This is a genomic window from Thermohalobaculum sediminis, from assembly GCF_023487995.1.
Classification (GTDB): Bacteria; Pseudomonadota; Alphaproteobacteria; order Rhodobacterales; family Rhodobacteraceae; genus Thermohalobaculum; species Thermohalobaculum sediminis.
Window position 1 is genome coordinate 478,132 of record NZ_JAMFKN010000002.1, and the last position, 25,843, is coordinate 503,974.

Sequence of the window (25,843 nt, forward strand, 5' to 3'; positions counted from 1 at the left end):
CCGGGCACGGCGTCGGGGCGCAGGGATGATGCGGCGCGGGAGGTGAGAGGCTGGACAGCGACCCAAGCGGGGCTCGTTACGGCTGCTTCCTTCCGGACCTGACCGGGTTGGCGAGGCGCTCGCCCGCGCCAACCTCTCGCCCGCGGATATAGCGATTCGCGGCGCGGCGCACAACCGGGGCCGGGCAGGGGTCAGGGCGCGCGCGGGAAGGTGCGTGGCGCGGGCGGCTGCGGGATTGCGGCCCCAGCGCCGGTCTGGCATTCAGGGCCTCCTCGCCCCTTGCCTGCAGGCTGCCCGCCCATGACGCTCTCGCTTCCCATCACCTTCGCGGACGGCTCGGCCGCGCTCGACCGCGCGGCGCATCTGCGGGCGGGGGCGGCGGGGCTGCTTGCCGGTGCTGAGGCGCGGGTCCTCGCGCTCGCGGGCGGGCGGCCGGCGATCGACCTGCGCGGTGCGGCGCCGGCGCTGAACTGGCTTGCCCCGGCCGACCCGCTGCTGGCCGAGGCGCGCGAGGCGCCAGTGTTCCTCGGCCTCGCGGGCGGGGCACCCTGCTTCGCGGCCGATGTGCCCGCGTATTCCGCCGAAGGCCCCGACCCCCGCCTTCCCGAGGGGGTCAAGTTCATCGACCTGCGCTCGGTCGCAGCCCAGCTTGCGCCGGCCGAGTCGAGCATCGCCGCCACCGCCAAGGGCGTTCTGGGCTGGCACGAAACCCATCCCCGCTGCGCCCGCTGCGGCGAGCCCACCGCGCCCGACGACGGCGGATGGCGGCGGCGCTGCGGCGGCTGCGGCGCGCTGCACTTCCCGCGCACCGACCCGGTGGTGATCATGCTGGTGACCGACGGCACGCGCGTGCTGCTGGGGCGCCAGTCGGCCTGGCCCGCAGGGCTCTATTCCTGCCTCGCCGGCTTCATGGAGCCCGGCGAGACCATCGAGGACGCCGTGCGCCGCGAGGTCTGGGAGGAGACCCGCGTGCGCGTGGGCCGGGTGCGCTATCTCGCCTGCCAGCCCTGGCCCTTCCCCGCGAGCCTCATGCTCGGCTGCACTGCCGAGGCGCTGACGGACGAGATCACCCGCGACGCAACCGAGCTCGAGGACGCGCTGTGGCTGCCGCGGGCCGAGTTGGCCTCGATGCTGGACGGGCGGCACCCGCGCCTCGGCTCGCCGCGGGCGGATGCGATTGCGCGCGTCCTCCTGTCGTCCTGGCTCGCGGGCGAGGCCGATCCTGTCTGAGCGCCGCGGGCGCACTATCTATGGCGGGCAGCACGAAGGAGACGGAACGGCCCATGATGCACCCGCCCACCGACACGGCCGGCCTGCGCCGCGCGCTCGGCGCCTTCGCGACCGGCGTGACCATCGTGACCGCGATGGACGGCGAGACCGGCGAGCCGGTGGGCTTCACCGCCAACTCATTCACCTCGGTCTCGCTCGACCCGCCGCTGCTGCTGGTCTGCCTCGCCCATACGGCGGCGAGCTACCGGATCTTCTGCACGTCCGGGGGCTTCGCCGTGAACGTGCTCGCGGCCGAGCAGGAGGCGGTGGCCCGCGTCTTCGCCACCCGCGGCGCCGACAAGTTCGCCGCCGTCTCGTGGAAGCCCGGCCGCCACGGCGCGCCTCTGATCGACGGCTCGCTCGCGCGCTTCGACTGCGCGATGCACGAGCGCGTGGCGGCGGGCGATCACGACATCCTGATGGGCCGTGTGCTCGGCTTCTCGCGGCACGAGGGCAAGGCGCTGGTCTACCACGGCGGCGCCTTCGCGGCACTGGGCTGAGCGCGGGTCTCGGCCCATCCTGCACGGCCCTCCATCCGCCGCTGCCCCGGTTCGGTGGCCGGGGCCGAGCGGCCGTCACTCGGCCATCTCGGCCCTCAGCCGCGCATAGGCCTCGTTCACGACGGCGAGCCGCTGCTCGGCCAGCCTGAGCGCCTCGCGCGGTACGCCGCGCGCCACCATCCGGTCGGGGTGCAACTCGCGCACCAGCGCGCGGTAGCGCGCGCGCATCTCGGCCGGGTCGGCGCCCGGCTCGATCCCCAGCACCGCCCAGGGGTCTATCTCGCCCGGCAGGTGGCGGGCCCGCATCGCGCGGAAACGCGCCTCCCCGATGCCGAAGATGCGCGCGACCTCGGCCAGGTAGGCGTCCTCGGCGGGGTGATACTCGCCATCCGCCACCGCGATGTAGACCAGCCCCTCCAGCAGATCGGCCAGCACCTCGGGCCGGTCGGCGAACATCCGCGCGATGCGGCGGGCATAGACGTCGAAGCCCGCCACATCGCTGCGCGCGAGGTTGTAGATGCGCGCGGCGTTCGCCTCGTCGGCGGGAGGGATTGTGAAGATCTCGCGGAAGGCCGCCACCTCGTCGCGGGTCACCTGCCCGTCGGCCTTGGCCATCTTGGCGCCCAGCGCGATCACCGCGATGGTGAAGGCGACGGTGCGCTCGGGCGGCGTCGAGAGCCGCTCGAAGACGCGGCTCAGCGGCTCGCCACGGGCGAGCGCGGCCAGGCTTTCCCCGATTCGCGTCCAGATCGACATGATTCGGATGTTAGCACGCGCGACTCGCACGTCGCCTCAAGCCGCGGTGAGTCGCAGCGGCACGGCGCCGCAGAGGGGTCCGCGTCAGCCGGGCGCGTCGAGCGGGCGCACCATCAGCACCAGATCGAGCGGGCGCCCGAACTTCACGCCGACGCCGCCAAGCCGCCCCTGTTCCTCGAAACCCACCGCCCGGTGCAGCGCAAGGCTCGCCGTCTGGTCGGCGCTCACGCCGCCCACCATCCGTCTCAGCCCTCTCAGGCGGGCCTCGGCGATCAGGCGCTCCATCAGCAGGCGCGCGACGCCGCGCCGCCGGGCCCAGTGTGCCACATAGACCGAGTGCTCGACCGTGAAGCGATATCCCTCGCCCGTGCGGAAGGGGCCGAAGCTCGCATAGCCCGCGACGCGCCCATCGGCCTCGGCAACGATCACGGGGAAGCCCCCGGCCTCGCGCGCGGCGAGCCAGGCGGTCATGTCATCGGCGGTCCTGAGGGTCTCGGCCCAGCTTGCGGTGCCGGAGCGGATCTCGGCATTCAGGATGTCGCGGATCGAGTCGAGATCCCGTTCCCCGGCGGGCCTGATGCAAGGACCTGCCGTGGCGAGAAGCGGCGCGGGCCCGGTCAGCGGCGCCGGTCGCGGGGATGGACGTCGCGGCGGACCCGGATGGGCACCCGACGCTCCTCGGGCCGCCGGGACAGGAGCACGAGCCCGGCAGTCAGAAGAGCGAACGCGACAATGGCCAGGATCATGCCAGTCTCCCTCTCTTTCCCTTCTCACGCTAATCGTCTAAGCGGTGCGGGTCCACAGTTAAGTGGACTTTTGCCACGTCGATGCAAGGGGCTGGGGTCATGTCGGACGGTGCCTGGGACTTCTGGATCGACCGTGGCGGCACCTTTACTGACGTCGTCGCCCGCGACCCGGAAGGCAGCCTCGCCACGCGGAAGCTTTTGTCCGAGAATCCCGAGCAGTATGACGATGCCGCGCTCCATGCGATTCGCGGCTTCCTGAGCCTCGCGCCCGACGCCCCGATCCCGCCCGCGCGCATCGGCCGGGTGAAGATGGGAACGACGGTCGCGACCAACGCGCTGCTGGAACGCAAGGGTGCGCCGACGGTGCTGGTCACGACCCGCGGCCTCGGCCAGCAGCTGCGCCTCGCCTACCAGAACCGGCCCGACCTGTTCGCGCGCCACATCGTCCTGCCCGAGATGCTGCACAGCCGCACCATCGAGGCCGAGGAGCGCATCCGCGCCGACGGCACCGTCGAGCGGCCGCTGGACGAAGCGCGGCTCGAGGCCGACCTGCGCGCGGCATTCGACGAGGGCGTCCGCGCCGTCGCCATCGTCTTCGTCCACGGCTACCGCCACCAGGCGCACGAAGCCCGCGCCGCCGCCATCGCCCGCGAAATCGGCTTTCCGCAGGTGTCGGTCAGCCACGAGGTCTCGCCGTTGATGAAGATGGTCAGCCGCGGCGACACCACCGTAGTCGATGCCTATCTCAGCCCGATCCTGCGCGCTTACGTCGATCGCGTGGCCGAGGCCTTCGAGGGCGCGGACGAGGCACAGGACCTCGGCTCGAAGCTGATGTTCATGCAGTCCTCCGGTGGCCTCACCGACGCGCGCTTCTTCCAGGGCAAGGACGCGATCCTGTCGGGTCCCGCGGGCGGCGTGGTGGGCTGCACCCGCACCGCCGAGATTGCAGGCTTCCGTCAGGTGATCGGCTTCGACATGGGCGGTACATCGACGGATGTCTGCCACTACGCGGGCGACTACGAACGGGTGCTCAACACCATGGTCGCGGGCGTGCGCATCACCGCGCCGATGATGAACATTCACACCGTGGCGGCGGGGGGCGGCTCGCTCCTGCAATTCGACGGCACGCGCCTTCGGGTCGGCCCCGAAAGCGCAGGCGCCAACCCCGGCCCTGCCTGCTACGGCCGCGGCGGGCCGCTCGCGGTGACGGATGCGAACGTGCTGACCGGCAAGCTGCGCCCCGAATTCTTCCCCGCCATCTTCGGCCCCGATGCCGACCGCCCGCTCGACGCCGCGGCAACGCGGCGTGCGTTCGAGGCGATGGCAACGCAGGTCGGCAAGCGGCCCGAGGAACTCGCAGACGGCTTCCTCAGGATCGCCGTCGAGAACATGGCCAACGCGATCAAGAAGATCAGCGTCCAGCAGGGCCATGACGTGACCGAATACTGCCTCGCCGTGTTCGGCGGCGCGGGGGCGCAGCACGCCTGCCTGATCGCCGATGTGCTGGGCATGGAGACCTGCCTCGTCCACCCGATGGCCTCGCTCTTATCGGCCTATGGCATGGGCTTGGCCGACATCCGCGCGAGCCGCCAGCAGGCGGTCGAGGCGGTGCTGTCGGCCGACAGCCGCCTGCAGGCCGCGGCCGATCTCGACCGGCTTGGGGTCGATGCGCTCTCGGAGGTCGAGCGCCAGGGCGTGGCGCAGGCCCAGATCCGGGTCGCCCGGACCGCGATGCTGAAGGTCAAGGGCACCGACACCGCCCTGCCGATCCCCTTCGGCACCGAGGCCGCGATGCGCACCGCCTTCCGCGAGGCTCACCGCGCCCGCTTCGGCTTCGACGCGGGCGACGTGCCCCTCGTGATCGAGGCGGTTTCCGCCGAAGCGATCGGCGCCGCCGCCGACCTTGCCGAAGCCACCCAACCGATCCGCGAGCGGCCCGAGTCGCACATCGAGACCGCCAAGACGGCCCCCTTCTTCAGCCAGGGCGAATGGCACGACGCCCGCTTCGTGCTGCGCGAGGCGATGCGCCCCGGCGACCGCCTGACCGGCCCCGCCGTGCTGGTCGAGCCGCACACCTCGATCGTGGTCGAGCCCGGCTGGCAGGCCCGCATCACCGCGCACGACCACGTCGTGCTGCACCGCGTCGCGCCGCGCGAGGGCGTGGCCGTGGGCACCCAGGCCGATCCGGTGATGCTCGAGGTCTTCAACAACCTCTACATGTCGATCGCCGAGCAGATGGGCGCGGTGCTGGAAAACACCGCGGCCAGCGTAACGATCAAGGAGCGGCTCGACTTCTCCTGCGCCGTGTTCGACGCGGAGGGTGATCTCATCGCCAACGCCCCGCACATGCCGGTGCATCTGGGCTCGATGGCCGCCTCGGTGAAGACCGTGATCGCGCAGAACCCAAGGATGCGCCCGGGCGATGTGTTCGTACTGAACGCGCCCTACAATGGCGGCACGCATCTGCCCGACATCACCGTGGTCACGCCGGTGTGGGACGATGCGGGCGGCGAGGTGCTGTTCTACACCTCGGCCCGCGGCCACCACACCGATGTGGGCGGGCTCACCCCCGGCTCGATGCCGCCCGACAGCCGCGTGGTCGAGGACGAGGGTGTGCTGATCGACAATTTCCTGCTGGTCGACGGCCCGACCGGACAGTTCCGCGAAGCCGAGATGCGCGCGCTTCTGACCGGCGCGAAGTATCCCGCCCGCGCGCCGGACATCAACATCGCCGATCTCAAGGCGCAGGTCGCCTCGTGCGAGAAGGGCGCGCTGGAGCTGCGCCGCATGGTCGATCACTTCGGGCTCGACGTGGTGCGCGCCTACATGGGCCATGTCCAGGACAATGCCGAGGAACTGGTGCGTCAGCGCATCGAGGCGCTGCGGGATTCCGAGTATGTCTACCGGATGGATCCGGGCTTCGACGGCGAGCCGCGCGAGATCCGGGTGAAGATCACCGTGGACCATGCCGCGCGCTCGGCCACGGTCGACTTCACCGGCACGACCGCGCAGCTGCGCACCAACTACAACGCGCCCGAGCCGGTGACGCGGGCGGCCGTGCTCTATGTCTTCCGCTGCCTCGTCGACGACGCGATCCCGATGAACGAGGGGGTGATGAAGCCGCTCCGCGTCATCCTGCCCAAGGGCACGATGCTGTCGCCCGAGTATCCGGCGGCGGTGATCGCGGGGAATGTCGAGACCTCGCAAGCCGTGACCTCGGCGCTGTTCCTTGCGCTCGGCGTGCAGGCGGCGGCGCAGTCCACGATGAATAACACCACCTGGGGCAACGCGAAGTATCAATACTACGAGACGATCTGCGGCGGCTCGGGCGCGGGCGTGCTGAACGACGGCACCGGGCATCCCGGCACCTCGGGCGTGCACACCCACATGACCAATTCGCGCCTCACCGACCCCGAGGTGCTGGAATGGCGCTTCCCCGTGGTGCTCGAGGAATTCGCGATCCGCGAGGGCACCGGTGGCGAGGGGCGCTGCCGGGGCGGAAACGGCGTGACCCGCCGCATCCGGTTCCTCGAGGACATGACCATCGCGATCCTGTCGGGCCACCGTGTCGTGCCCCCGCCCGGCCTCGAGGGCGGTGCGCCCGGCGCGCTGGGTCGCTCGCGCATCCTGCGCGCGGACGGGCGCGAGGAGGTGCTGAACTCCGCCGACAAGCGCGAGCTTGCCGCCGGCGATACCTGGGTGCTGGAAACCCCGGGCGGCGGCGGCTGGGGCCGGCCGGGATGACCGGCACGGTCATCGTCTATGCCGGCATCGCCATCGCCGTGGCGGGCGTGCTGATGCTGGTCCGCTGCATCCAGCGCGCCGCCCGCATCCGCGCCTCGCAGTTCGAGCCCGGCGCGCTCGAGGCCGAACTGCGCCGCCTGATCCTGATGAACGGCGCGGCCGTCGGCATCGGCTTCTTCGGCCTCGCGGTGATGGTGGTGGGGATGCTGATTTGAATCGGTTGGTCGATCAACACTGAGCGGCCTAGGGTTGCCTCGCGGATTCGCCGTCGGCGCAGGCGCTCGTTCGGCTCAGGATGAGGGCGAGCGTCAGTCCGGCAAGACAGAGTGGCATCATTGCCACAGAAATCGGTTGCTCCCCCAACCTCACCAACGGCCCGAACCAGACCGCGAGGAACAGCGCTGCGGACATGCCCGCCATCCAGCAACCGTACCGGGGCCGTCCCCTGGCCGTCCAGGTGACCTGCACGAGGACAAGCGCCCCAAGGAGCGGGAACAACACCTCGTAACTCCACGCGTAAGGCGAAGCGCCGATCATCGAGAACAAAAGGGCCGATGCACGCAGTTCGGGCGAAGAGCCCTTCGCCGCCCAGACCGCCGTCATCGCCGAGAGCATCAGCAACCCGAACACCCATTGCAGCCGACCTGCAAGCTGCTCGAGCCCGAGATTCACGAAGAATGCCTCCCAAGTCATCGAATACATTGAAAATGCCTCGGGGGTAAAAAAACCATCTTGCTGCGCTTTCACGCTCTCTAGCCATGCGGCCTGCGCCTCAAGCGCATTGAGCCACTCCGCCCAATATCCAAGGCCAAGGATCAGTAGCGGCACGACGGACAGAACGAGGATGAAGGCAAGACCAAACGCCATGAGCGACCATGATCGCGAGACCGCAAGCGCCACCGGGAGAACCAGACAGATCTGAGGTTTCAGCGTCACGAGCGACATCCATGCCGCCGAGCGCAGTTCGCGGCCGCGAATGAGGTTCGCGAACCCCATCAGGAGTGCCGCCGCGAGCAGCATCGTCAATTGGCCGCGGAGTCCGCAATACAATGTCGCCGGAGAAAAGAGCACCAAGAAACTGAGCGTTTCGTATGGGTGGCTGAATTTTCGAAGCGCGGCGCGAAGGACAAGAAGCGAGCCTATCACCAGCGCAATCCAGGCATTGATGAAACTCAGGGCGCCGAGCGGCATCAGGATCAACATCACCGCAGGGGGGTACAGCCAGGGATAGACGAACGCGCCGCCCGTGCTGGCATTCGCCTGAAGCGCGCGCATGGCATCGAGATCGAAGGCCGCCAAGTGTGCGCCGTTCCACGCGAACACAGCCGCCGACCAGAAGGTCGAAATATCGACATCTGTCGTCGCAGCTTCCGGCCGAAGCGCGAGCAGTTCGATATTCTTCAAGATCACCACAGAAAATATGGTCATCCACGCCAAAAAAGAGAGCGTCAAAATGGATATTTTTGCAATTTTTATTGTAGTGCTCATATAATATCCAAGAAATATTCTTACGAATTCCAGTCACACACCATGATGCGTGAGTGATCTCACGGATAACCACAATACCGCGCTCGTTCGGCGCGGAACCGAACTCATACCGTGATGCATTGCCCGGCGCACGAACGGAGTGTGTCGCGGCATCTGCCCGCAAAACCTTCAGAACCGCTCGACCCAAGGCCTCAATTCGACCTCCCACGCCCAGCAGCTTCGGTCCTGGTCGAGGAAATCGCAATAGCTCGCCGCGATCGCGTCGGGGTCCAGCATCGAGTCGGGCGCGTCCGCCGGTTCCTCGCGGCCCGGATTTCGGATCGCGCCGTCGATCACGAAATGGCCGATGTGGATGCCCTTGGGATGCAGCTCACGCGCCATCGACTGCGCCAGTCCCCTCAGCGCGAACTTGCCCATCGCGAATGGCGCCGACTGCGCATAGCCCTTCACGCCCGCCGAGGCGCCGGTGAAAAGCACGGCGCCGCGCCTCTCGGGCTCCATCCGGATCACCGCCTCGCGCGCGACGTAGAAGGCGCCGAGCGCGGTGACCGTCACCGCGTGAGCCACCGCCGCGGGATCGAGCGAGGCGATCGGCCCGCGCAGCCGCGCCGAGGGGTTGTAGACCACCACGTCCGGCTCGCCCCCCGCATCCAGCGCCGCGAACAGCGCGGCGACCGAGGCGGCATCGGCCGCGTCGCAGGCATGGGCCGTCGCGCCAAGCTCGGCCGCCAGCGCCGCGAGCTTGCCCGCGCCCCGCGCCGTCAGGGTCACCTTCATGCCACGTCCCGCGAAGGCCCGCGCCAAGGAGGCCGAGAGCCCGGTTCCAACGCCCACGATCAGGGCATGACGATACGCCTGCCGCATTGCTCGACCTCCCCGTGACGGTTGGCGCGGCGCCATCCCGCGCCATAGACTGGTCCGACTCTAGGGAGGCGGCGATGCAAAGAACACTGCTGATCACCGGCGCGAGCCGAGGAATCGGGCTCGCGATGGTCCGCGCGGCCGCGGGGCGCGGCGACCGCGTGATCGCCTGCGTCCGCGACCCCGGCTCGGCGGCGGACCTCGCCGCGGCGGCACGAGGCGCCGCGCCGGGTGCGATCGCGATCCGCGCGGCCGATGTGACGGACCCCGCGAGCCTCGCCGCCGCCGCGTTGGCCGAGCAGGGCGCGATCGACGTCGTCGTGTGCAATGCCGGCGTCTACCGCGCCCGCGGCGGGATCGAGGCGCCCGGCTACACCGCCGACGCCTGGGCCGAGACGATGATGACCAACGTGGCGGGCGTGTTCTTCACCGTTCGCGCGTTCCTGCCGCATCTCGAGCGCGCGCCGAACCCGAAAATCGCCATCATCTCGTCGGTGATGGCCTCAAGCGCCAAGGCGCCGGGCGGCAGCTACATCTATCGCGCCTCGAAGGCGGCGGCCACGAACCTTGCGCGCAACCTCGCCACCGATCTCGGCCCGCGGGGAATCGCGGTCGGCGCCTACCATCCCGGCTGGGTGCGCACCGACATGGGCGGCACGGGCGCCGAGCTCGACGCTGCGACCTCGGCCGCGGGGCTTCTCGCGCGCTTCGAGACGCTCGACCTCGACACGACAGGCGTGTTCGAGGACTACCGCGGCACGCCGATCCCGTATTGATCCGCGGCCGCTCAGCCACAGTCGTCGGCGAACAGGAACGCCGCCTCGGGCGCGGCCGGCACCTCGATCGGGGGCTCGCCCTCGATGCCGGGCGGCTGCCACCCGCCGAGGCTCGGGCCGGTCACCGTGACGCCGTCGGGACCCTCGTCGGCCACGAGGATTCCGATCTCGATGAAGTCGAACCTGTCCGGCCCCTGCCCGGGGCGATCGGCCGGCCCGGTCCCCGCTGCACGGTCGTTGACCTCGGCCCTAATGATGAGTTCCTTGATCTCGATCGGCATCTCCGCCTCCCGGTGCTGACGCGAGAGACAGTTTGCGCGCACGCAGTGCGCGATGCCAGTGGCAATCGTCACAACCCTTGCGAGATCGCGCCCGTCACCTCGTCGAGCGTCGCACCAAGGATCGCCAGTTCGCGCGGGCCCGAGAAGCGGTGATCCGCCCCCTTGACCAGCGTGAGCCGCGCGTCCGGGCAATCGACGTGGCCGAGCAGTCGCAGCGCCACCTCGGGCGGCACGTCGGTGTCGGCGGTGCCCTGCAGCAGCCGCACCGGGAAGGGCAGCGGCAGGGGGTCGCGCAGCACGAGGTTGTTCCGCCCCTCCTCGATCAGCCGGCGGGTGATGACATAGGGCTCGTCCGAATAATCCGAGGGCAGTTCCACCCGGCCGTCACGCAGCAGCGCCGCGCGCGCCTCCGTGTCGAAGCCCGCCCACATCGAGTCCTCGGTGAAGTCCGGCGCCGCGGCGATCCCGACCAGCGCCGCCACCCGCCCCGGCATCCGCCGGGCGAGCAGGAGCGCGATCCAGCCGCCCATCGACGAGCCCACCAGGATCTGCGGGCCTTCCGTCAGTCGGGTCACCGCCTCGGCCGCATCGTCCGCCCAGTCGCCGATCGCGCCGTCAAGGAACCCGCCCGAGCTTGCCCCATGCCCGCGATAGTCGAAGCGCAGGAAGGCCCGGCCACGCTCGCGCGCCCAGTCCTCGAGCCAAACCGCCTTGGTCCCCGTCATGTCCGACCGGAAGCCGCCAAGGAAAACCACGCCCGGCGCCGCTTTGCCGTCGCCTCGGGCCGCGGTCCTGTGATAAGCGAGCCTTCGGTCTGGTGAGATCTCGAGCAGGTCCGGAGCGTTCATGTCCGCGTCGTCCTCCATCGTCGGCAGCACTGCCGGGGACACTACACGCGAGCGCCCGCACGCGACAGGGGCCGCCATCCCGGCCGAGGCCGGCGCCCGAAAAGGGCCGACGCACCATCCGCACCCGCTCACGATCCTGCAGGTCGTCCCCCGCCTCGGCATCGGTGGGGTCGAGCGCGGCACCGTCGAGATCGCCGAGGCCATCGTGCAGGCGGGCGGGCGGGCGATCATCGCGACCGAAGGCGGCCAGCTCGCGCAGAAGGCCCTGCGCGCGGGCGCCGAGATCGTGGTGATGAACGCCGCCACCAAGAACCCGCTCAACATCTGGCAGAATGCGGGCGTGCTCGAGCGCCTGATCCGGGCCGAGGGGATCGACCTCGTGCACGCCCGCTCGCGCGCGCCCGCATGGTCGGCGAGATGGGCGGCGGAACGCTGCCGCGTTCCCTTCGTCACGACCTATCACGGCGCCTACAGCGAGGGCTTTCCGCTAAAGCGCTTCTACAACTCGGTCATGGCGAAGGGCCGTCCGGTGATCGCGATCTCGGAGTTCATCCGCGACCTCGTGATCGCGCGCCACCATGTCGATCCCGCCGACATCGTGGTGATCCCGCGCGGGGCGGATACGGCGGTATTCTCCGAGGACATGGTCTCGAACGAGCGCGCGGCCTCGCTCGCCGACGCCTGGGGGCTTCTGGACGACACGCGGCCCATCGTCATGCTGCCGGGGCGGCTCACGCGCTGGAAGGGGGCCGAGACGGTGATCGACGCCGCCGCCATCCTTCATGAGCGCCACGGCATAGCCGATTTCCTCGTGCTGATCGTCGGCGACGACGGTGGCTCGGGCTTCGAGGTCAAGCTGCGCCGCCGGATCGAGAAATGCGGCGTCGGCGATTTCGTCTATCTGACCGGCGCCACCTCGGACATGGCGGCGGCGATGAAGCTCGCCTCGGTCGTCGTTTCGGCCTCGATCGAGCCCGAAGCCTTCGGCCGCGTCGCGGTCGAGGCGCAGGCGATGAGCCGCCCCGTGATCGCCACCGACCATGGCGGCGCGCGCGAGACTGTGGTGCATGGCGAGACCGGCTGGCTCTACCCCCCCGGCGACGCGGCGGCGCTGGCGGCGGCAATCGACGCGGCGCTGGCGCTCGACCCCTCGGCGCGCGCGCATATGGGCATGCAGGCCAAGGCGCGCATCCATGCCCGCTTCACCATCGCCGCGATGCGCCGCGCGACACTGAGCGTCTACGAACGCGCGACTGGGCGGCTGTTCAGCGAGGCGTGACGCCCGCCGGGCCGCGACACCGGGCGCCAGCCCCCGGCGCTTGACTTCCTCGGCCCCCCTAAACGATTGTGCGCGCGATTTCCGGGACCCCTCCGCTGGGGTCCGCCCACCCATCACGGGGAAGACCGATGAGCGATCTCGCCGAGGCCCGCATCACGATCACGCTGCCGGACGGGGCGACCCGGACATACGGCACCGGCGTGACGGGCTCGCAGGTCGCGGCCGACATCTCGAAATCGCTGGGGAAGGCTGCGCTTGCCTGCCGCATCGACGGCGCGCTCGCGGACCTGTCGCGGCCGATCGAGCATGATGCCGCGCTCGCCATCGTCACCGCGAAGGACGAGGCGGACGCGCTCGAGCTGATCCGCCACGACTGCGCCCACATCATGGCCCGCGCGGTGCAGGAGCTGTGGCCCGCGACGCGCGTCACCATCGGCCCGGTGATCGAGAACGGCTTCTACTACGACTTCGACCGCGACGAGCCGTTCACCGAGGACGATCTCGCCGCCATCGAGAAGCGGATGCGCCAGATCATCGAGGCGCGCGATCCCGTGCGCACCGAGGTCTGGACCCGCGCCGACGCCATCGCCCATTACGAGCGCACGGGCGAGCCCTTCAAGGTCGAGCTGGTCGAGGCGATCCCCGAGGGCCAGCCGATCCGCATGTACTGGCACGGGCACTGGCAGGACCTCTGCCGCGGGCCCCACCTCGTCCACACCGGGCAGGTGCCGGCCGACGCCTTCAAGCTGATGTCGGTCGCGGGCGCCTACTGGCGCGGCGATTCCAGCCGCAAGCAGCTCCAGCGCATCTATGGCACGGCCTTCCGCAGCAAGGCCGATCTCGACGCCTACCTGAAGATGCTCGAGGAGGCGCAGCGCCGCGATCACCGCCGCATCGGCAAGCAGATGGACCTGTTCCATTTGCAGGAGGAAGCGCCGGGCATGGTGTTCTGGCACCCCAACGGCTGGGCGGTCTACCGCGTGCTCGAGGACTACATGCGCCGCCGCCTCACCGCCGCGGGCTACAAGGAGATCAAGACCCCCCAGGTCGTCGACCGCAAGCTGTGGGAGGCCTCGGGCCACTGGGACAAGTATCGCGAGAACATGTTCCTGGCCTACGTCGAGGAGGAGCACGCGAAGGAGAAGCGCATCAATGCGCTGAAGCCGATGAACTGCCCCTGCCATGTGCAGGTCTACAACCACTCGCTGCGGTCGTATCGCGATCTGCCCCTGCGCCTTGCCGAGTTCGGCTCGTGCCACCGCTACGAGCCCTCAGGCTCGATGCATGGCCTGATGCGGGTGCGCGGCTTCACGCAGGACGACGCGCACATCTTCTGCACCGAGGACCAGATCGAGGACGAGACGGCGCGCTTCATCGAGCTCCTCGGCTCGATCTATGCCGATCTCGGCTTCGAGCGCTTCGACATCAAGTTCTCGACCCGCCCCGAGCAGCGCGTGGGCAGTGACGAGATCTGGGACAAGGCGGAGGCGGCGCTCGAGGCCGCGGTGCGCAAGGTCACCAACGATTACAAGGTCGATCCCGGCGAGGGCGCGTTCTACGGGCCGAAGCTCGATTTCAAGCTGACCGACGCGATCGGCCGCGAATGGCAGTGCGGCACGCTGCAGGCCGACTTCAACCTGCCCCAGCGGCTCGATGCCGAGTACGTGGACGCCGATGGCGAGAAGAAGCGGCCCGTGATGATGCACCGCGCCATCCTGGGCAGCTTCGAGCGGTTCTTGGGCATCGTCATCGAGAACTGCGCCGGCCGTTTCCCGCTGTGGCTCGCCCCCGTGCAGGTGGTGGTCGCGACCATCGTGTCCGACGCCGACGGCTATGCCGAGCGCGTGGCACGCGATCTGCGCGCCAAGGGGCTCAGGGTCGAGACCGACACCCGCAACGAGAAGATCAACTACAAGGTCCGCGAACACTCGGTCGCCGGCGTCCCCGTCATCCTCGCCCTCGGCCGGCAGGAGGTCGAGGCCGAGACCGTCTCGCTCCGCCGCCTCGGCGAGCAGGGGCAGAAGGTGATGGGGCTGGCCGAGGCCATCGCGGCCATCGCGGCCGAGGCGGCGGCGCCGGATCTGAGACGCGTCGCGGACGACGGAATCGGGGCCTGATCAGGGCACTCTGTCCGTTCGTCGAGGGCGCCCTCGGCCGCTGCGAGTGGGCCGGGTCCCGGGCTTGACCCGGGGCCTCGCTAGATCGGACTCGCCCTTGAGGCCGGCCCCGACCCCGAGGCACGTGCGGGGCATTCCCGGCGGCACCATACGTTTATCCCAACCCGAGATTCGTGGGTGCGGGCACACGACCCTCACCCGAACGCGCCCTTACTCGCCCCGCCGGAACGGGCTCACGCTCCGCAGCGCTCCCTCGGACCAGACCAGCGCCTCGTAGCACCAGCGCAGGTTGCTGCCGCCACATTCATGGCCATGCACGGCCGTCAGAAGGATCTTGCGGTCGTGCCAGTCGATGACGCGCCAGTCCTTGACCAGAAGCTGCGTCGCCGTGCCCTCGGCGATCACCGTCAGCCCGCAACCACCCGTGCCGCACCAGAGCGACGCGGCCGACGAGCAGCGGAACGTGCCCTCGTCGATGATCTCATCCGGGATGGCGTCCCCCGTGAGATCGACTTCGGTGATGGCGGCCCCGTCGGTCGAGAAGACGCCGCCATCTAGGCCCTCGCAGTCGGCGCTGGCCTCTGCGAGCCTCGCCTCCGCAAGGTCCGACGCGGCATTGCCGGGCGCGGCCGCGCCAAGGCAAAGGGCGGCCAGCAGGACGACCAGCAAACCACCCGGCTGCAATGCAGCGCTGCGAGCCCGGATGCGTGTTGAGAAGATCAATGAAACCCTCCGCCTGATGTCGCCTGCAAGCGTGAAATCCACCGCGCCGTTCGCAGCAGGACCGCTCAGTCCTCGACCAGCCGCCGGTAGAGATGCCAGCTCGCATGTCCCAGCACCGGCAGCGCGACGATCAGCCCGAGGAAGCCCGGCAGCGATGCCGCCGCCAGCACGGCCCCGATGAACACCCCCCAGCCCAGCATCACGACCGGGCTTGCCAGCACCGTCTTGAAGCTCGTCACAATCGCCGTGATCACGTCGGCGTCGCGGTCCAGCAGAAACGGGAAGGCCACCACCGAGATCGCGAAAGCCACCGCCGCGAAAAAGGCGCCGAAAGCGTGGCCCACGATCAGGAAGCTGATGCCGTGCGAGGTGGTCAGGAACTGCCCCATCAACTCGACGAAGCGGTCGGGCTGGGCGCTGAAATGCAGCGCGAACAGCATCACACCGATCCGGCTCCAGACCGCCAGCCAGAACATCAGCACGAAGCCCAGGAACATGATCTGCCGCCGGGCGGTGGCGCGCACCATCGCGGCCGCGTCCGAGACCCGGAACGGCAGCCCGTATTCGCGCCGGCGCGAGATCTCGTAGAGGATGGTCGCGAAGAACGGCCCGACCAGCGCGAAGCCCGCGATGACGGGGAAGGTGAGGCCGCGGTAGTCGCGCGCCTCGATCACCGCGATCAGCAGCCAGCCGCCCAGCGCGTAGATTGCGCCGACCATGATGCCCAGCCAGGGTGCGGCGCGGAAATCCGCCCAGCCGGCCGCCAGCGCGGCCCTAAGATCGTCGGGGCTCGCGCGCCGCACCGGGGGAACCCCCCGCGCCTCGCGCCACGGCCCCCGGTCCCGGTCGAGTGCTCCGCTCGCCGCCATGTCCCGTCCTCCCCAGCGGCGCGGCGTCGGCCCGCGGCTCCGTGCCGGACTGCGCCTGCGCTCTGTATCAGGATAGCCGCGGGGCGGGGCCGCCCGCAATCCGGTCACATCGGCGCCAGCGGTGCTGGTCTCGCGGAAGCGCGTGCTATGTTCTGGTCTGAACCCCTGCCCCGCACCGTCGCAGGAGACACGCGCATGACCGTCGTCCCAAGGTTCCTCGCCGCCGCCATCGCGGCCGCAGCCGCCCTCGTGCCCGCCGCCGCGCTCGCCTCGATCTGCCATGCCTTCGTCGAGGGCGTGCCCGGGGTGCGGGTGGCCAGCCTCGGCCCGGTTGCCGCCGCGGCCGAGGAGGTGACGATCACCTATATCGGGCATTCCACCTACCGCATCGACACCGCCGGCGACGTGGTCATCGCGACCGACTATTTCGGCCGCCACGGCGACGGCCCGCCCCCCGACGTCGTGACCATGAACCAGGCGCACGAGACGCATTTCACGGATTATCCCAGCCCCGCGATCCGCCACGTGCTGCGCGGCTGGGACCCGCTCGGCGACGGCCCGGCCGAGCATCTGGTCGAGGAAGGCGACGTCGTGATCCGCAACGTCACAACCGATATCCGCGGCTGGGGCGAGCGCGGGCGCGACGGCAACTCGATCTTCGTCTTCGAGGTGGCGAACATCTGCATCGGGCATCTGGGGCATCTGCACCACCGTCTCGACGAGTCGCACTATGCCATGCTGGGCCAGCTCGACGTGGTGATGGCGCCGGTGGACGGGACCTACACGCTGGACCTGCCCGGCATGATCGAGGTGCTCAAGCGCCTCAAGGCCCGCGTCGTCCTGCCGATGCACGCCTTCGGCGGCGCGAGCCTGCGGATCTTCCTCGATGGCATGTCGGACGAGTTCGCGATCCGCCAGATCGGCGGGCCCTCGCTCACCGTGTCGCTCGACACACTGCCGGCCGAGCCCACGGTCATGGTGCCATCGAACATCGCCTGGGGCTTCTTCGACTGACGCACGGCCTTTCCGCGCCCGGCGCGGCGTTGTATAACGCGCGAATGCGCGGCTCGCCCGACCCGGGTGGCCGGGCTTTGCTGTCGGCCGGCGCCGACGATGCCGAGGAGAGTGAGCAATAGCCAGACGTCCGCACAATGCGCCCCCGACCCGCGAGACGGGTCCGCGCATCAACCGCATGATCCGCAATCCCGAAATCCGCCTGATCGACCACGAAGGCAACAATGTCGGCCTCGTCAGCCCGTCGCGGGCGATCGAGATGGCGCAGGAAGTCGGGCTCGACCTGGTCGAGATCTCGCCGAACGCGACCCCGCCCGTCTGCAAGATCATGGACTTCGGCAAGTTCAAGTACGAACAGCAGAAGAAGGCCGCCGAAGCCCGCAAGAAGCAGAAGATCATCGAGATCAAGGAAGTGAAGTTCCGCCCGAACATCGACACCCACGACTACGAGGTGAAGATGCGTTCGGTGCAGAAGTTCCTCGGCGAAGGCGACAAGGTCAAGATCACGCTGCGATTCCGCGGCCGCGAGATGGCGCATCAGGAGATCGGGCGCGACCTTCTCCAGAAGATCGCCGAGGATGTGACCGACATCGGCAAGGTCGAATCTTTCCCCAAGCTGGAAGGCCGGCAGATGACCATGGTCATCGCGGCGGCGAAGAGCTGACCCGCTCCGCGCGGGGCAGCACGGAGCCGGCATGACGGCTCCGCCGCGGCATGTCGGCCGATACTCGCCGTCGACCGTTGCCGCTCATCCCGACGGCCGCCTCGTTTCCCCCAGTTTCGAGCGCAATGCCGGGCCGATTCGCGCGGCCCTTGCGCCGCTGCTGCGCGGGGCGCCCGGCGGCGGCGCGGTGCTCGAGATCGGCTCGGGCACCGGGCAGCATGCCGCACATTTCGCGCCCGCGTTCCCGGAGCTCCTTTGGGTCCCGACGGATCCGGTGCCGGAACACCGCGCAAGCATCGCGGCGTGGCGCACAATCTCGGGGGCGTTGAACCTCGCGGCGCCGCTCGACCTCGACGCGGCGCAGGATTGGGCCGCGCACCCAGAGGTGACCTCGCTCGGGCCGCTCGCGGCCGTCTTCGCCATGAACGTGATCCACATAGCCCCCTGGGCGGTGGCCGACGGGATCGTGGCCGGCGCCGCGCGCAGCCTCGCCTCGGGCGGGAGGCTAATCCTCTACGGCCCCTTCGCCGAGGGCGGCCGCCACACCGGCGAGGGCAATGCGCGCTTCGACGCGGCCCTTCGTGCCGAGAACCCCGAATGGGGGGTGCGCGATCTCGACGAGGTGGCAGCGCTCGCGCGCGCCGCGGGGCTTGGCGCGCCTGTGGTCACCGCGATGCCGGCGAACAACCGGCTGGTCGCTTTCGCTTGCGCGTGATCTGCGCTCAGCCGTTCTCCGTCAGCACCTGCCCCGCGAGGTAGAGCGAGCCGCAGATCAGCACGCGGGCGGGCGCCCCCGTGGTCCCGTCATGCGCCGCGAGCACATGGTCGAGCGCGGCGTGGAGAGATTCGGCCGCAATCGCGTCATGGCCCGCGCTGCGCGCCCGCTCGGCCAGCCGTCCGGCCGGGATCGCGGCCGGCGTCGCGGGAATGGTGACGGTGGCAACCCGCCCGACACGCCCCGCCAGCGGACGGAGGAAATCCTCGGCCGCCTTGGTGTCGATCATGCCGACGACGAGATGCACCGGCACGGGAGGCGACCCCTTCGCGGCCATCGCGTCGAGCACCGCGGCGATGGCCTCGCCGGCCGAGGCGTTGTGGCCGCCGTCGAGCCAGAGCTCGACGCCTGCGGGCAGGCGCGCGACCAGCGGCCCTGATTTGAGGCGCTGCATCCGGGCGGGCCATTCGGCACGGCTCACGGCGGCGGCGCAGGCCGCCTCGTCATGGCCCAGCTGCCTCAGCGCGGCCAGCGCGGCGCCGGCGTTGTCGATCTGGTGCGGCCCCGGCAGGTTCGGGAGGTCGAGGTCGAGAAGGCCCGCGCCGTCCTCGAACACCAGGCGCCCGCGCTCGGCCCGCGCCATCCAGTCCTGGCCGTGGATGCTCAGCGGCGCGCCGACCGCGGCGGCCCGTGCCTCGATCACCGCGCGCGCGGCATCCGGCTGGGGTCCCACGACACAGGGCACGCCGGGCTTGAGGATGCCGGCCTTCTCGCCCGCGATCTCCGCCAGCGTCTCGCCCAGATACTGCTGATGGTCGATCGAGACCGGGGTGATGACGGTAAGAGCCGGGCGCGCGATCACATTCGTCGCATCGAGCCGACCGCCGAGGCCCACCTCCAGCAGCAGCCGGTCGGCCGGGGCGCGGGCGAAGGCGAGGAAGGCCGCGGCGGTGGTGATCTCGAAGAATGTGATCGGCTCGGCGCCGTTCACCTGCTCGCACTCCTCAAGCAGCGCGGCAAGCGCCGGTTCCTCGATCAGGCGTCCGGCGACCCGGATGCGCTCGTGGAAGCGCGCGAGATGCGGCGAGGTGTAGACATGCACGCGCTCGCCTGCGGCCTCGAGCCCCGCGCGGATCATCGCGATGGTCGAGCCCTTGCCGTTCGTGCCGGCGACATGGACGACCGGGGGCACGGCGCGCTCGGGATGCCCGAGACGCGCGAGCAGGCGCTCGACCCGGTCGAGCGTGAGGTCGATGACCTTGGGATGGAGCGAGAGCAGACGCTCGAGGATGGCGTCGCTGGGAACCGTGTCGCGCATCCGGGCTCAGAGCGCCTCCGGCTTCGGCGCGGGGCCGCCCGCGGGAGCGGCCGGGCCGCTGGTCCCGGCCTGCGCCGCGGCAGCGGCGGGCTTGCCCCCGGCAGGCGGCGGCGGCAGCTCGCCATGCACCGCGGGCGGCAGACCCATCAGCAGGCGCAGGATGCGGCCCAGCTCCTCGCGCATCTCGCCGCGCTTGACCACGCGGTCGATCATGCCATGGTCGAGCAGGTATTCCGAGCGCTGGAACCCCTCGGGCAGCGTCTCTCGGATGGTCTGCTCGATGACCCGGGGGCCGGCGAAGCAGATCAGCGCGTCCGGCTCGGCGATGTGCACGTCGCCCAGCATGGCGTAGGAGGCGGTCACGCCCCCCGTGGTCGGGTTCGTCAGCACCACGACGAAAGGCAGCCCCGCATCGCGCAGCTGCGCCACGGCGATGGTGGTGCGCGGCATCTGCATAAGGCTGAGGATCCCCTCCTGCATGCGCGCGCCGCCCGCGGCGGTAAAGACGACGAGGGGGGCGCGCGCCGCCACCGCCGCGTCCGCGGCCGCCAGCAGGGCGTTGCCCACATGCATGCCCATCGAGCCGCCCATGAAGCTGAAGTCCTGCCCGGCGCAGATCGTGGTAAGGCCGAAGATGTTGCCCTTGGCGACCAGCATCGCCTCGTGCTCGCCGGTCTTGCGGCGAGCGTCCTTCATGCGGTCGGTGTAGCGCTTCTCGTCACGGAAATGCAGCGGGTCGGCCAGCGGTTCGGGCACCGCGATCTCGGCGAAGGCGCCATGGTCGAACAGGGCCCGGAAGCGATCCCGCGGCGTGATCGCCATGTGATGCCCGCAGGAGGTGCAGACGTTCAGCGCCTCGGCCAGATCCCGGTGGAACAGCATCTGGCCGCAGCTGTCGCACTTGTGCCAGAGGTTCTCCGGCATCTCGCGCCGCTGGAAGAACGACTTGATCTTCGGCGGAACGTAGTCGGTGATCCAGTTCATGCGCGCGCGCCCTCTCGCCTGCGGTTCCGGCTAGATAGCCCCCCGCGCCCGCCGTTGCAATCGGGCGCGGGGCGCGCCCGAGCCTCAGGCGGCGCTGCGGCCCAGTGCGCGCGAGATGCGCGGCCAGAAGATCTCGACCAGCACCGACCCGGTGACGACGACGATGGCGCCGATCTCGAAGATCGTGGGCTGGGCGGCGAGGATGAAGACCGCGAGGACTGCGGCGATCACCGGCTTGAGGAAGAAGAGATACGATGCCCGCGTGATGTCGGGCGCCGAGGCGAGCCCGCCGAACCACAGAAGCTGCGTGACCGTCGTGTTCCAGAGCGCGAGCACCAGAAGCCAGACGCCCGGGTTCACGCCGAGGCTCGCCTCGCTTGGGGCGCGATCGAAGGCGGTCAGGGGATTCACCCAGGTGCCCCAGAAGGCGCCCACCGCGACCCAGAGCCCGACGCCGCCGATCATCAACGCGAGCGCGGTGATCCGCATGCCGCCATGGCGCGCCATGATCGGCCGCGCCAGCACCGAGTAGAACGAGCCCAGCGCCGCGCAGATGATGGCCAGCAGCACGCCGTAGAGCGAGCGCCCGTCCCCCGACAGCGACTCGAGCGCGCCGTCGGTGATCAGCAGAACGACCCCCAGCGTCGCCAGCGCCCCGGTGACCACCTTGACGCGCGAAGGCGGCGTGCCGTTCACGATCCAGTTGGCGAAGGCCACGAAGATCGGGATGGTGGTCACGACCGTCGCGACCTGGATCACGGTGGCGAAGTCGAGCGCCCAGTGGAAGGCGAGATAGGTGGCCGAGACGCCCACGAGGCAGAGCGCGATGAACCGCCATCCCTCGGCCCGCAGGGGCGATATCAGGTCCCGGCTGTCAGCGCGGGTGAGCGCCCAGAGCACGAGCCCCGAACCCCCAAGCACATAGCGCCAGACCGAGACCTCGGGGCCGGTGATCGTCGTGAGCTTCGAAAAGAACTCGGACGAGGCATGGCCGCAGACGCCGACGAAGGTCGCAAGATACGCCCAGCGCGCCGGGATGTTCATGCCCGCGCCTCGATCCGGGCGCCGAAGCGGGCGAGGCTCTCGGCCAGCCGCTCGGGGCGCTCGAGCGGCAGCAGGTGGCCCGCGTCCTCCCAGTCCTCGCGGGTGAGGTCCGGAATCGTGGCGGCGAGGCGGTCCACCACCTCGATGTCGAGGAACACGCGATCCTGCAGCCCCGTCACGTTGAGGACGGGCAGGCGCAGCGACGGCCAGTCGAACCCCCAGTCCGTCTCGGGCGCGTGGCGCATGAGGTTGAGATGGCCGTGGCCGGGGTCCATCGGCGCGTAGGCGCCCTTGAGCGCGCCGGCCCGCGCCATGGCGGCGAATTCGGCATTCACCAGAAGCGGCAGCAGCGCATCCATGAACAGCGCGACGCCGCCATGGCCCACCAGTGCGGGCAACGCGTCGTTGACCCAGGCGATCCGCGGTCCGATCTCGCGCAGGGTGTTCAGGAGCACGAGGCCCTCGGCCTTCACGCCTCGCCCGATCGCGCGCGCGGCATAGAGCCCGCCGATCGAGAGGCCGACCAGAATGGGACGCGCGGGCGCGATCCGGTCCACGAGATGGACGAGATCGCCGGTGATGAGGCCCTCCGTGAGCGGTAGCGCAGGGTCGCGCGGGCTCTCGGCCTGGCCGCGGAAGTTCCAGCTCAGCGTGCCGAAGCCCGCCTCGCGCAGCACGGGCGCCACCTTTGCCTCCCAGGCATCGGTGCTGCCGGTGAGCGCATTCACGAACACGAAGCTGGGCGCGCCCGCGCGGGCAGGCGGCGTATGGAGGTGGTAGAGGCCGTTCGCCTCGTCGATCCTGAGGATGGGCATTCTCGGGTCGCTCCGGTGGAAAACGAGGCGGGTCGCGCGGGATGCGTCAGCCGCTTGAGCGCCGAGTATTTGCAGGGCATTGTGCGCGCCGCAAGATGGAGGATGACATGAGCGGGATCGGCGCGATCTGGACCTGGTACGAGGGCCGATGGCAGGAGGGCAATGTCCCGATCCTCGGCGCGGCCGATCATGGCACTTGGCTGGGCTCGCTGGTGTTCGACGGCGCGCGCGCCTTCGAGGGGGTGGCACCCGATCTCGACCTCCACTGCGCCCGCGCGAACGAGAGCGCCCGGCGGATGGGCCTCACCCCGCCGATGTCGGACGAGGAGATGACCGCGCTCGCGCGCGAAGGGATCGCGAAGTTCCCGCGGGGCACGGGAATCTACGTCCGCCCGATGCTGTGGGCGCGCGGCGGCGGGCATTCGATGATCGTGCCGGAGGCGGAAACCACCGCCTTTGCGCTCTGCCTCGAGGAACGGCCGATGGCGGGCCCGAACGGCTTCTCGATCACGCCGACACGCTTCCGCCGCCCCACCATCGAGTGCATGCCCACCGACGTGAAGGCGGGATGCCTCTATCCCAACAACGCGCGGATGCTGCGCGAGGCCCGCTCGAAGGGCTACGACAACGCCATCGTGCTCGACATGCTGGGCAATGTCGCCGAGACCGCGACGTCGAACATCTTCATGGCTCGCGACGGCGAGGTGCTCACGCCGATCCCGACCGGGTGCTTCCTCAACGGCATCACGCGCCAGCGGATCATCGCGCTCCTGCGCGCGGACGGGGTCCGGGTGACCGAGACGACGCTGACGCTCGACGACTTCCGGCAGGCCGACGAGGTATTCTCGACCGGTAATGCCAACAAGGTGCTGCCGGTCACCCGCTTCGAGGAGCGTGACATGCAGTTCGGCCCGATGGCGCGGCGCGCGCGCGAACTCTACTGGGCCTATGCCCACGGCTGAGGCGGTCAGCCCCGCGCGGGGCGCCAGCCGGCTTCCAGCGCCTCGGCCTCGGTGCAGAACCAGCGCTCGCCGCGCCGCGTGTCGATCCGCGTGTGCTCGTACCAGCGCGAATGGGGCGTGTGGTAGATCCGACCGTTCGCCGAGATGTTGCCCTTGATCGGACAATCGCGGAACGGCGCGGCCTCGGCCGCAGCGCGCCAGGCGTTTGCGCGGAACTCCCAGGGGGCGGGGAACCCCGCGCGCCAGAAGCCGCGCCCTGCCGCGCGGGCCGAAGCCTCGGCCGCGGCATAGGCGTCGGAATAGCGCAGGAAGGCCCGCGCGAGGCCCGCCGCCACCAGGCCTTCGTTGATCTCGGTCCCGCCCGCCTCGCAGACAGCGATCAGCCGGCCATATGCATCACGCGTCTCGCCGCGGCATGTCACCACGGCTCCCCGCACCAGCCGGCCGAGCGCCTTGGATGCCTCCGCCCCGCAGGCAATCGTGCCGCAGCGCTGCGCGTCCTCGGGCGCGTCGATGCCGTGGAGGCGAACGACCTCGCCCGCGATCTCGAGCGTGTCGCCGTCGATCACCCGCGCGGCGCCCTGCAGTTCTAGCGCCCGCGCGCCGGCTGACGGCAGCGCCATGGCGCACAGCAGCACGAGCAGAAAGCGCATGGCGGCCTCGCCTCGGAGCGTGGGACATCGTTAACCTTGGTTAACGATGTGTGGACGCGCCGGCGTTCTGCAAGCGTCGGGAGGTGATTTTCCGACCCGCGGGCAGGCCGGATGACCGGATCAGGCGCCGTGCGCCCCGTCGGCCAGAGAACGAACGAAGTCGAGCACCTCGCCCGGGCGCGCGCCCTGGCCGATGCGCTCGACGATGGCCGAGCCCACCACCACGCCGTCGGCCACGCGGGCAATCGCCGCCGCCGCCTCGGGCGTCTTGATGCCGAAGCCCACGCAGACTGGCAGGCCGGTGGCCGCACGCACGCGCTCGACCTCGGGCGCGACGCATGCCGCATTGGCCGAGGCCGCGCCGGTGATGCCGGTGATCGAGACGTAGTAGACGAAGCCCGAGGTGTTCCGCGCAACCGCCGGCAGGCGGCGGTCGTCGGTCGTGGGCGTCGCGAGCCGGATGAAGTGCAGCCCCGCGCGATTCGCGGGCAGGCAGAGCTCCTCGTCCTCCTCGGGCGGGAGGTCCACGACGATCAGGCCGTCGACCCCGGCCTCTTTCGCCGCGGCGAGGAAGGCATCCACCCCCATCGAGTAGATCGGGTTGTAGTAGCCCATCAGGATGATGGGCGTGGTCTGGTCGCCCGCGCGGAAGGCGCCCACCATGTCGAGCACGCGCCTCAGCGTCGTGCCCGCGCCAAGCGCGCGCTGGCCGGCAAGCTGGATCGCCGGGCCGTCGGCCATCGGGTCGGTGAAGGGCATGCCGAGCTCGATGACATCGACCCCCGCGGCGGGCAGGCCCTTCACGATCTCGAGCGAGGTCTCGTAGTCCGGGTCGCCCGCCATGATGAAGCTGACAAAGGCAGCCTTGCCCTCGGCCTTCAGGCTCGCGAATTTCGCCTCGATGCGGGACATGTTCCCGGTCTCCCCTCAGTTCCGCGCCCGCCGGGGCTCGAGGCCCGGCTGGGTGCGGCGACGGCCCCACATGGTCCCGGGCCGAGCCCGGGACCCCCCGTGGCGGCCGCTGGTCTCAGTCGTCCTTGCGGTAATACTTCTTCTCGCGCGGCTTGCCGTCCCAGCCGGTCTTGCGCGCCGGACGCTCGTCGTCGCCCGACCGCTCGCCGCGCGGCGTGTAGGGCTTCTTCGGCCGGTCGCCGCCGTCGCGGTCGTAGGACTTGCGCGGACGCTCGTCGCCGTCGCGGTCGCCACGCGGCGTGTAAGGCTTGCGCTCGCGGGGGCCCGAATCCTCGCGGACCTCCCACTTGTTCAGCAGGCGAACGTCGAAGGTGTCGCGCCCGATCACCCCCTCGTTGCACCACACGCACGAGATCGCGTCGTCCTCGACGCCTTCGACGCACATGCGCATGGAGCCTGATTTGAGGACCACGAGGTCCCCGATGTCGAACTTGGCCACGTCCGT

General features: G+C 70.1%; 27 protein-coding genes and 1 other RNA gene. 11 read left to right on the forward strand and 17 right to left on the reverse strand.

Translation table 11 applies throughout. The features are described from left to right. Positions 1 to 41 precede the first annotated feature (41 nt). Positions 42 to 138: signal recognition particle sRNA small type (gene ffs, locus M1105_RS06195), an RNA gene on the reverse strand. A 162-nt stretch (positions 139 to 300) separates the two neighbouring features. Here ffs and nudC point away from each other — a divergent pair. Together nudC and M1105_RS06205 are read left to right on the forward strand one after the other, a co-directional pair. After that, positions 301 to 1,230 (forward strand): NAD(+) diphosphatase, encoded by a 930-nt coding sequence (nudC, locus tag M1105_RS06200; protein WP_249579473.1) that lies wholly within the window; start codon positions 301 to 303, stop codon positions 1,228 to 1,230. 53 nt (positions 1,231 to 1,283) lie between these two features. After that, positions 1,284 to 1,769: a flavin reductase family protein gene (locus M1105_RS06205; protein WP_249579474.1), complete on the forward strand. Its 486-nt coding sequence runs from the start codon at positions 1,284 to 1,286 to the stop codon at positions 1,767 to 1,769. A 75-nt stretch (positions 1,770 to 1,844) separates the two neighbouring features. Here the strand turns inward: M1105_RS06205 and M1105_RS06210 are convergent, their stop codons facing one another. The 3 genes from M1105_RS06210 to M1105_RS20625 form a co-directional block, all read right to left on the reverse strand. Beyond that, positions 1,845 to 2,525 (reverse strand): molecular chaperone DjiA, encoded by a 681-nt coding sequence (locus M1105_RS06210; protein ID WP_249579475.1) that lies wholly within the window; start codon positions 2,523 to 2,525, stop codon positions 1,845 to 1,847. Between the two features lie 84 nt (positions 2,526 to 2,609). After that, positions 2,610 to 3,146: a GNAT family N-acetyltransferase gene (locus tag M1105_RS06215; RefSeq protein ID WP_249579674.1), complete on the reverse strand. Its 537-nt coding sequence runs from the start codon at positions 3,144 to 3,146 to the stop codon at positions 2,610 to 2,612. Further along, positions 3,143 to 3,271, reverse strand: coding sequence for a hypothetical protein (locus M1105_RS20625; RefSeq protein ID WP_264759551.1), 129 nt, complete (start codon positions 3,269 to 3,271; stop codon positions 3,143 to 3,145). The genes M1105_RS06215 and M1105_RS20625 overlap by 4 nt, the downstream gene beginning before the upstream one ends. 99 nt (positions 3,272 to 3,370) lie before the next feature. Between M1105_RS20625 and M1105_RS06220 the strand changes: the two genes are divergently transcribed. Both M1105_RS06220 and M1105_RS06225 read left to right on the forward strand, forming a co-directional pair. Next, the gene (locus M1105_RS06220) at positions 3,371 to 7,015 is read left to right on the forward strand and encodes a hydantoinase B/oxoprolinase family protein (RefSeq protein WP_249579476.1); all 3,645 of its coding nucleotides are present in this window, start codon (positions 3,371 to 3,373) and stop codon (positions 7,013 to 7,015) included. Beyond that, positions 7,012 to 7,230, forward strand: a complete 219-nt coding sequence (locus tag M1105_RS06225) for a hypothetical protein (RefSeq protein WP_249579477.1) — start codon at positions 7,012 to 7,014, stop codon at positions 7,228 to 7,230. The genes M1105_RS06220 and M1105_RS06225 overlap by 4 nt, the downstream gene beginning before the upstream one ends. 28 nt (positions 7,231 to 7,258) lie before the next feature. Here M1105_RS06225 and M1105_RS06230 read toward each other — a convergent pair whose 3' ends face one another. Continuing rightward, complete coding sequence (locus M1105_RS06230; protein WP_249579478.1) at positions 7,259 to 8,503, reverse strand: glycosyltransferase family 87 protein; 1,245 nt, start codon at positions 8,501 to 8,503, stop codon at positions 7,259 to 7,261. Positions 8,504 to 8,671: 168 nt separating this feature from the next. Beyond that, positions 8,672 to 9,367, reverse strand: a complete 696-nt coding sequence (locus tag M1105_RS06235) for an SDR family NAD(P)-dependent oxidoreductase (RefSeq protein WP_249579479.1) — start codon at positions 9,365 to 9,367, stop codon at positions 8,672 to 8,674. 74 nt (positions 9,368 to 9,441) lie between these two features. On the opposite strand from M1105_RS06235, the gene M1105_RS06240 reads away from it, so the two are divergent. Further along, complete coding sequence (locus tag M1105_RS06240; RefSeq protein ID WP_249579480.1) at positions 9,442 to 10,140, forward strand: SDR family oxidoreductase; 699 nt, start codon at positions 9,442 to 9,444, stop codon at positions 10,138 to 10,140. A gap of 11 nt (positions 10,141 to 10,151) precedes the next feature. Here M1105_RS06240 and M1105_RS06245 read toward each other — a convergent pair whose 3' ends face one another. Beyond that, a complete protein-coding gene (locus M1105_RS06245) occupies positions 10,152 to 10,421 on the reverse strand; it encodes a DUF5908 family protein (protein ID WP_249579481.1) in 270 nt (89 codons plus the stop codon). Between the two features lie 68 nt (positions 10,422 to 10,489). Next, positions 10,490 to 11,269, reverse strand: coding sequence for an alpha/beta fold hydrolase (locus tag M1105_RS06250; RefSeq protein ID WP_249579482.1), 780 nt, complete (start codon positions 11,267 to 11,269; stop codon positions 10,490 to 10,492). Here M1105_RS06250 and M1105_RS06255 point away from each other — a divergent pair. Beyond that, entirely contained in the window at positions 11,268 to 12,548 is a 1,281-nt protein-coding gene (locus tag M1105_RS06255) for a glycosyltransferase (protein ID WP_249579483.1), read from the forward strand. The two genes, M1105_RS06250 and M1105_RS06255, sit on opposite strands and share 2 nt — an antisense overlap. A gap of 128 nt (positions 12,549 to 12,676) precedes the next feature. Then, on the forward strand, positions 12,677 to 14,665 hold the full coding sequence (thrS, locus tag M1105_RS06260) for a threonine--tRNA ligase (RefSeq protein ID WP_249579484.1): 1,989 nt from the start codon (positions 12,677 to 12,679) through the stop codon (positions 14,663 to 14,665). A gap of 210 nt (positions 14,666 to 14,875) precedes the next feature. Here thrS and M1105_RS06265 read toward each other — a convergent pair whose 3' ends face one another. Next, positions 14,876 to 15,388, reverse strand: a complete 513-nt coding sequence (locus tag M1105_RS06265) for a hypothetical protein (protein WP_249579485.1) — start codon at positions 15,386 to 15,388, stop codon at positions 14,876 to 14,878. Between the two features lie 65 nt (positions 15,389 to 15,453). After that, the gene (locus M1105_RS06270) at positions 15,454 to 16,257 is read right to left on the reverse strand and encodes a DUF2189 domain-containing protein (protein WP_249579486.1); all 804 of its coding nucleotides are present in this window, start codon (positions 16,255 to 16,257) and stop codon (positions 15,454 to 15,456) included. A gap of 195 nt (positions 16,258 to 16,452) precedes the next feature. On the opposite strand from M1105_RS06270, the gene M1105_RS06275 reads away from it, so the two are divergent. The 3 genes from M1105_RS06275 (at position 16,453) to M1105_RS06285 (ending at position 18,650) form a co-directional block, all read left to right on the forward strand. Then, complete coding sequence (locus tag M1105_RS06275) at positions 16,453 to 17,271, forward strand: MBL fold metallo-hydrolase (protein ID WP_249579487.1); 819 nt, start codon at positions 16,453 to 16,455, stop codon at positions 17,269 to 17,271. A 118-nt stretch (positions 17,272 to 17,389) separates the two neighbouring features. Then, the gene (gene infC / locus M1105_RS06280; RefSeq protein WP_319936774.1) at positions 17,390 to 17,935 is read left to right on the forward strand and encodes a translation initiation factor IF-3; all 546 of its coding nucleotides are present in this window, start codon (positions 17,390 to 17,392) and stop codon (positions 17,933 to 17,935) included. 31 nt (positions 17,936 to 17,966) lie between these two features. Beyond that, the gene (locus tag M1105_RS06285; RefSeq protein ID WP_249579489.1) at positions 17,967 to 18,650 is read left to right on the forward strand and encodes a DUF938 domain-containing protein; all 684 of its coding nucleotides are present in this window, start codon (positions 17,967 to 17,969) and stop codon (positions 18,648 to 18,650) included. Between the two features lie 7 nt (positions 18,651 to 18,657). Here the strand turns inward: M1105_RS06285 and M1105_RS06290 are convergent, their stop codons facing one another. From M1105_RS06290 to M1105_RS06305, 4 genes are all read right to left on the reverse strand, one after another. Beyond that, positions 18,658 to 19,968 carry a bifunctional folylpolyglutamate synthase/dihydrofolate synthase gene (locus M1105_RS06290; protein WP_249579490.1) on the reverse strand — a complete coding sequence of 437 codons (1,311 nt, stop codon included), beginning with the start codon at positions 19,966 to 19,968 and terminating at the stop codon, positions 18,658 to 18,660. Positions 19,969 to 19,974: 6 nt separating this feature from the next. Beyond that, positions 19,975 to 20,952, reverse strand: a complete 978-nt coding sequence (gene accD / locus M1105_RS06295) for an acetyl-CoA carboxylase, carboxyltransferase subunit beta (RefSeq protein WP_249579491.1) — start codon at positions 20,950 to 20,952, stop codon at positions 19,975 to 19,977. Positions 20,953 to 21,036: 84 nt separating this feature from the next. Continuing rightward, on the reverse strand, positions 21,037 to 21,996 hold the full coding sequence (locus M1105_RS06300) for a DMT family transporter (RefSeq protein WP_249579492.1): 960 nt from the start codon (positions 21,994 to 21,996) through the stop codon (positions 21,037 to 21,039). After that, entirely contained in the window at positions 21,993 to 22,811 is an 819-nt protein-coding gene (locus M1105_RS06305) for an alpha/beta fold hydrolase (protein WP_249579493.1), read from the reverse strand. Before M1105_RS06305 ends, M1105_RS06300 begins: the two co-directional genes overlap by 4 nt. Before the next feature lie 107 nt (positions 22,812 to 22,918). Between M1105_RS06305 and M1105_RS06310 the strand changes: the two genes are divergently transcribed. After that, on the forward strand, positions 22,919 to 23,773 hold the full coding sequence (locus tag M1105_RS06310; protein WP_249579494.1) for a branched-chain amino acid aminotransferase: 855 nt from the start codon (positions 22,919 to 22,921) through the stop codon (positions 23,771 to 23,773). A 5-nt stretch (positions 23,774 to 23,778) separates the two neighbouring features. Here the strand turns inward: M1105_RS06310 and M1105_RS06315 are convergent, their stop codons facing one another. The 3 genes from M1105_RS06315 to M1105_RS06325 form a co-directional block, all read right to left on the reverse strand. Continuing rightward, positions 23,779 to 24,426 carry a thermonuclease family protein gene (locus M1105_RS06315; RefSeq protein ID WP_249579495.1) on the reverse strand — a complete coding sequence of 216 codons (648 nt, stop codon included), beginning with the start codon at positions 24,424 to 24,426 and terminating at the stop codon, positions 23,779 to 23,781. Positions 24,427 to 24,546: 120 nt separating this feature from the next. Next, positions 24,547 to 25,338 (reverse strand): tryptophan synthase subunit alpha, encoded by a 792-nt coding sequence (gene trpA, locus M1105_RS06320; protein WP_249579496.1) that lies wholly within the window; start codon positions 25,336 to 25,338, stop codon positions 24,547 to 24,549. 115 nt (positions 25,339 to 25,453) lie between these two features. Then, positions 25,454 to 25,837 carry a hypothetical protein gene (locus tag M1105_RS06325; RefSeq protein ID WP_249579497.1) on the reverse strand — a complete coding sequence of 128 codons (384 nt, stop codon included), beginning with the start codon at positions 25,835 to 25,837 and terminating at the stop codon, positions 25,454 to 25,456. Positions 25,838 to 25,843 lie beyond the last annotated feature (6 nt).

Bases quoted from the DNA above. Each gene is read 5' to 3' on its own strand.
- accD (WP_249579491.1), bottom strand. From the start codon at position 20,952: ATGAACTGGATCACCGACTACGTTCCGCCGAAGATCAAGTCGTTCTTC.
- thrS (WP_249579484.1), top strand. From the start codon at position 12,677: ATGAGCGATCTCGCCGAGGCCCGCATCACGATCACGCTGCCGGACGGG.
- M1105_RS06230 (WP_249579478.1), bottom strand. From the start codon at position 8,503: ATGAGCACTACAATAAAAATTGCAAAAATATCCATTTTGACGCTCTCT.
- M1105_RS06220 (WP_249579476.1), top strand. From the start codon at position 3,371: ATGTCGGACGGTGCCTGGGACTTCTGGATCGACCGTGGCGGCACCTTT.
- M1105_RS06240 (WP_249579480.1), top strand. From the start codon at position 9,442: ATGCAAAGAACACTGCTGATCACCGGCGCGAGCCGAGGAATCGGGCTC.
- M1105_RS06210 (WP_249579475.1), bottom strand. From the start codon at position 2,525: ATGTCGATCTGGACGCGAATCGGGGAAAGCCTGGCCGCGCTCGCCCGT.
- M1105_RS06205 (WP_249579474.1), top strand. From the start codon at position 1,284: ATGATGCACCCGCCCACCGACACGGCCGGCCTGCGCCGCGCGCTCGGC.
- M1105_RS06245 (WP_249579481.1), bottom strand. From the start codon at position 10,421: ATGCCGATCGAGATCAAGGAACTCATCATTAGGGCCGAGGTCAACGAC.
- M1105_RS06300 (WP_249579492.1), bottom strand. From the start codon at position 21,996: ATGAACATCCCGGCGCGCTGGGCGTATCTTGCGACCTTCGTCGGCGTC.
- M1105_RS06255 (WP_249579483.1), top strand. From the start codon at position 11,268: ATGTCCGCGTCGTCCTCCATCGTCGGCAGCACTGCCGGGGACACTACA.
- M1105_RS06225 (WP_249579477.1), top strand. From the start codon at position 7,012: ATGACCGGCACGGTCATCGTCTATGCCGGCATCGCCATCGCCGTGGCG.
- M1105_RS06315 (WP_249579495.1), bottom strand. From the start codon at position 24,426: ATGCGCTTTCTGCTCGTGCTGCTGTGCGCCATGGCGCTGCCGTCAGCC.
- M1105_RS20625 (WP_264759551.1), bottom strand. From the start codon at position 3,271: ATGATCCTGGCCATTGTCGCGTTCGCTCTTCTGACTGCCGGGCTCGTG.
- M1105_RS06275 (WP_249579487.1), top strand. From the start codon at position 16,453: ATGACCGTCGTCCCAAGGTTCCTCGCCGCCGCCATCGCGGCCGCAGCC.
- M1105_RS06235 (WP_249579479.1), bottom strand. From the start codon at position 9,367: ATGCGGCAGGCGTATCGTCATGCCCTGATCGTGGGCGTTGGAACCGGG.
- M1105_RS06305 (WP_249579493.1), bottom strand. From the start codon at position 22,811: ATGCCCATCCTCAGGATCGACGAGGCGAACGGCCTCTACCACCTCCAT.
- trpA (WP_249579496.1), bottom strand. From the start codon at position 25,338: ATGTCCCGCATCGAGGCGAAATTCGCGAGCCTGAAGGCCGAGGGCAAG.
- M1105_RS06270 (WP_249579486.1), bottom strand. From the start codon at position 16,257: ATGGCGGCGAGCGGAGCACTCGACCGGGACCGGGGGCCGTGGCGCGAG.
- M1105_RS06310 (WP_249579494.1), top strand. From the start codon at position 22,919: ATGAGCGGGATCGGCGCGATCTGGACCTGGTACGAGGGCCGATGGCAG.
- M1105_RS06290 (WP_249579490.1), bottom strand. From the start codon at position 19,968: ATGCGCGACACGGTTCCCAGCGACGCCATCCTCGAGCGTCTGCTCTCG.
- M1105_RS06250 (WP_249579482.1), bottom strand. From the start codon at position 11,269: ATGAACGCTCCGGACCTGCTCGAGATCTCACCAGACCGAAGGCTCGCT.
- nudC (WP_249579473.1), top strand. From the start codon at position 301: ATGACGCTCTCGCTTCCCATCACCTTCGCGGACGGCTCGGCCGCGCTC.
- M1105_RS06285 (WP_249579489.1), top strand. From the start codon at position 17,967: ATGACGGCTCCGCCGCGGCATGTCGGCCGATACTCGCCGTCGACCGTT.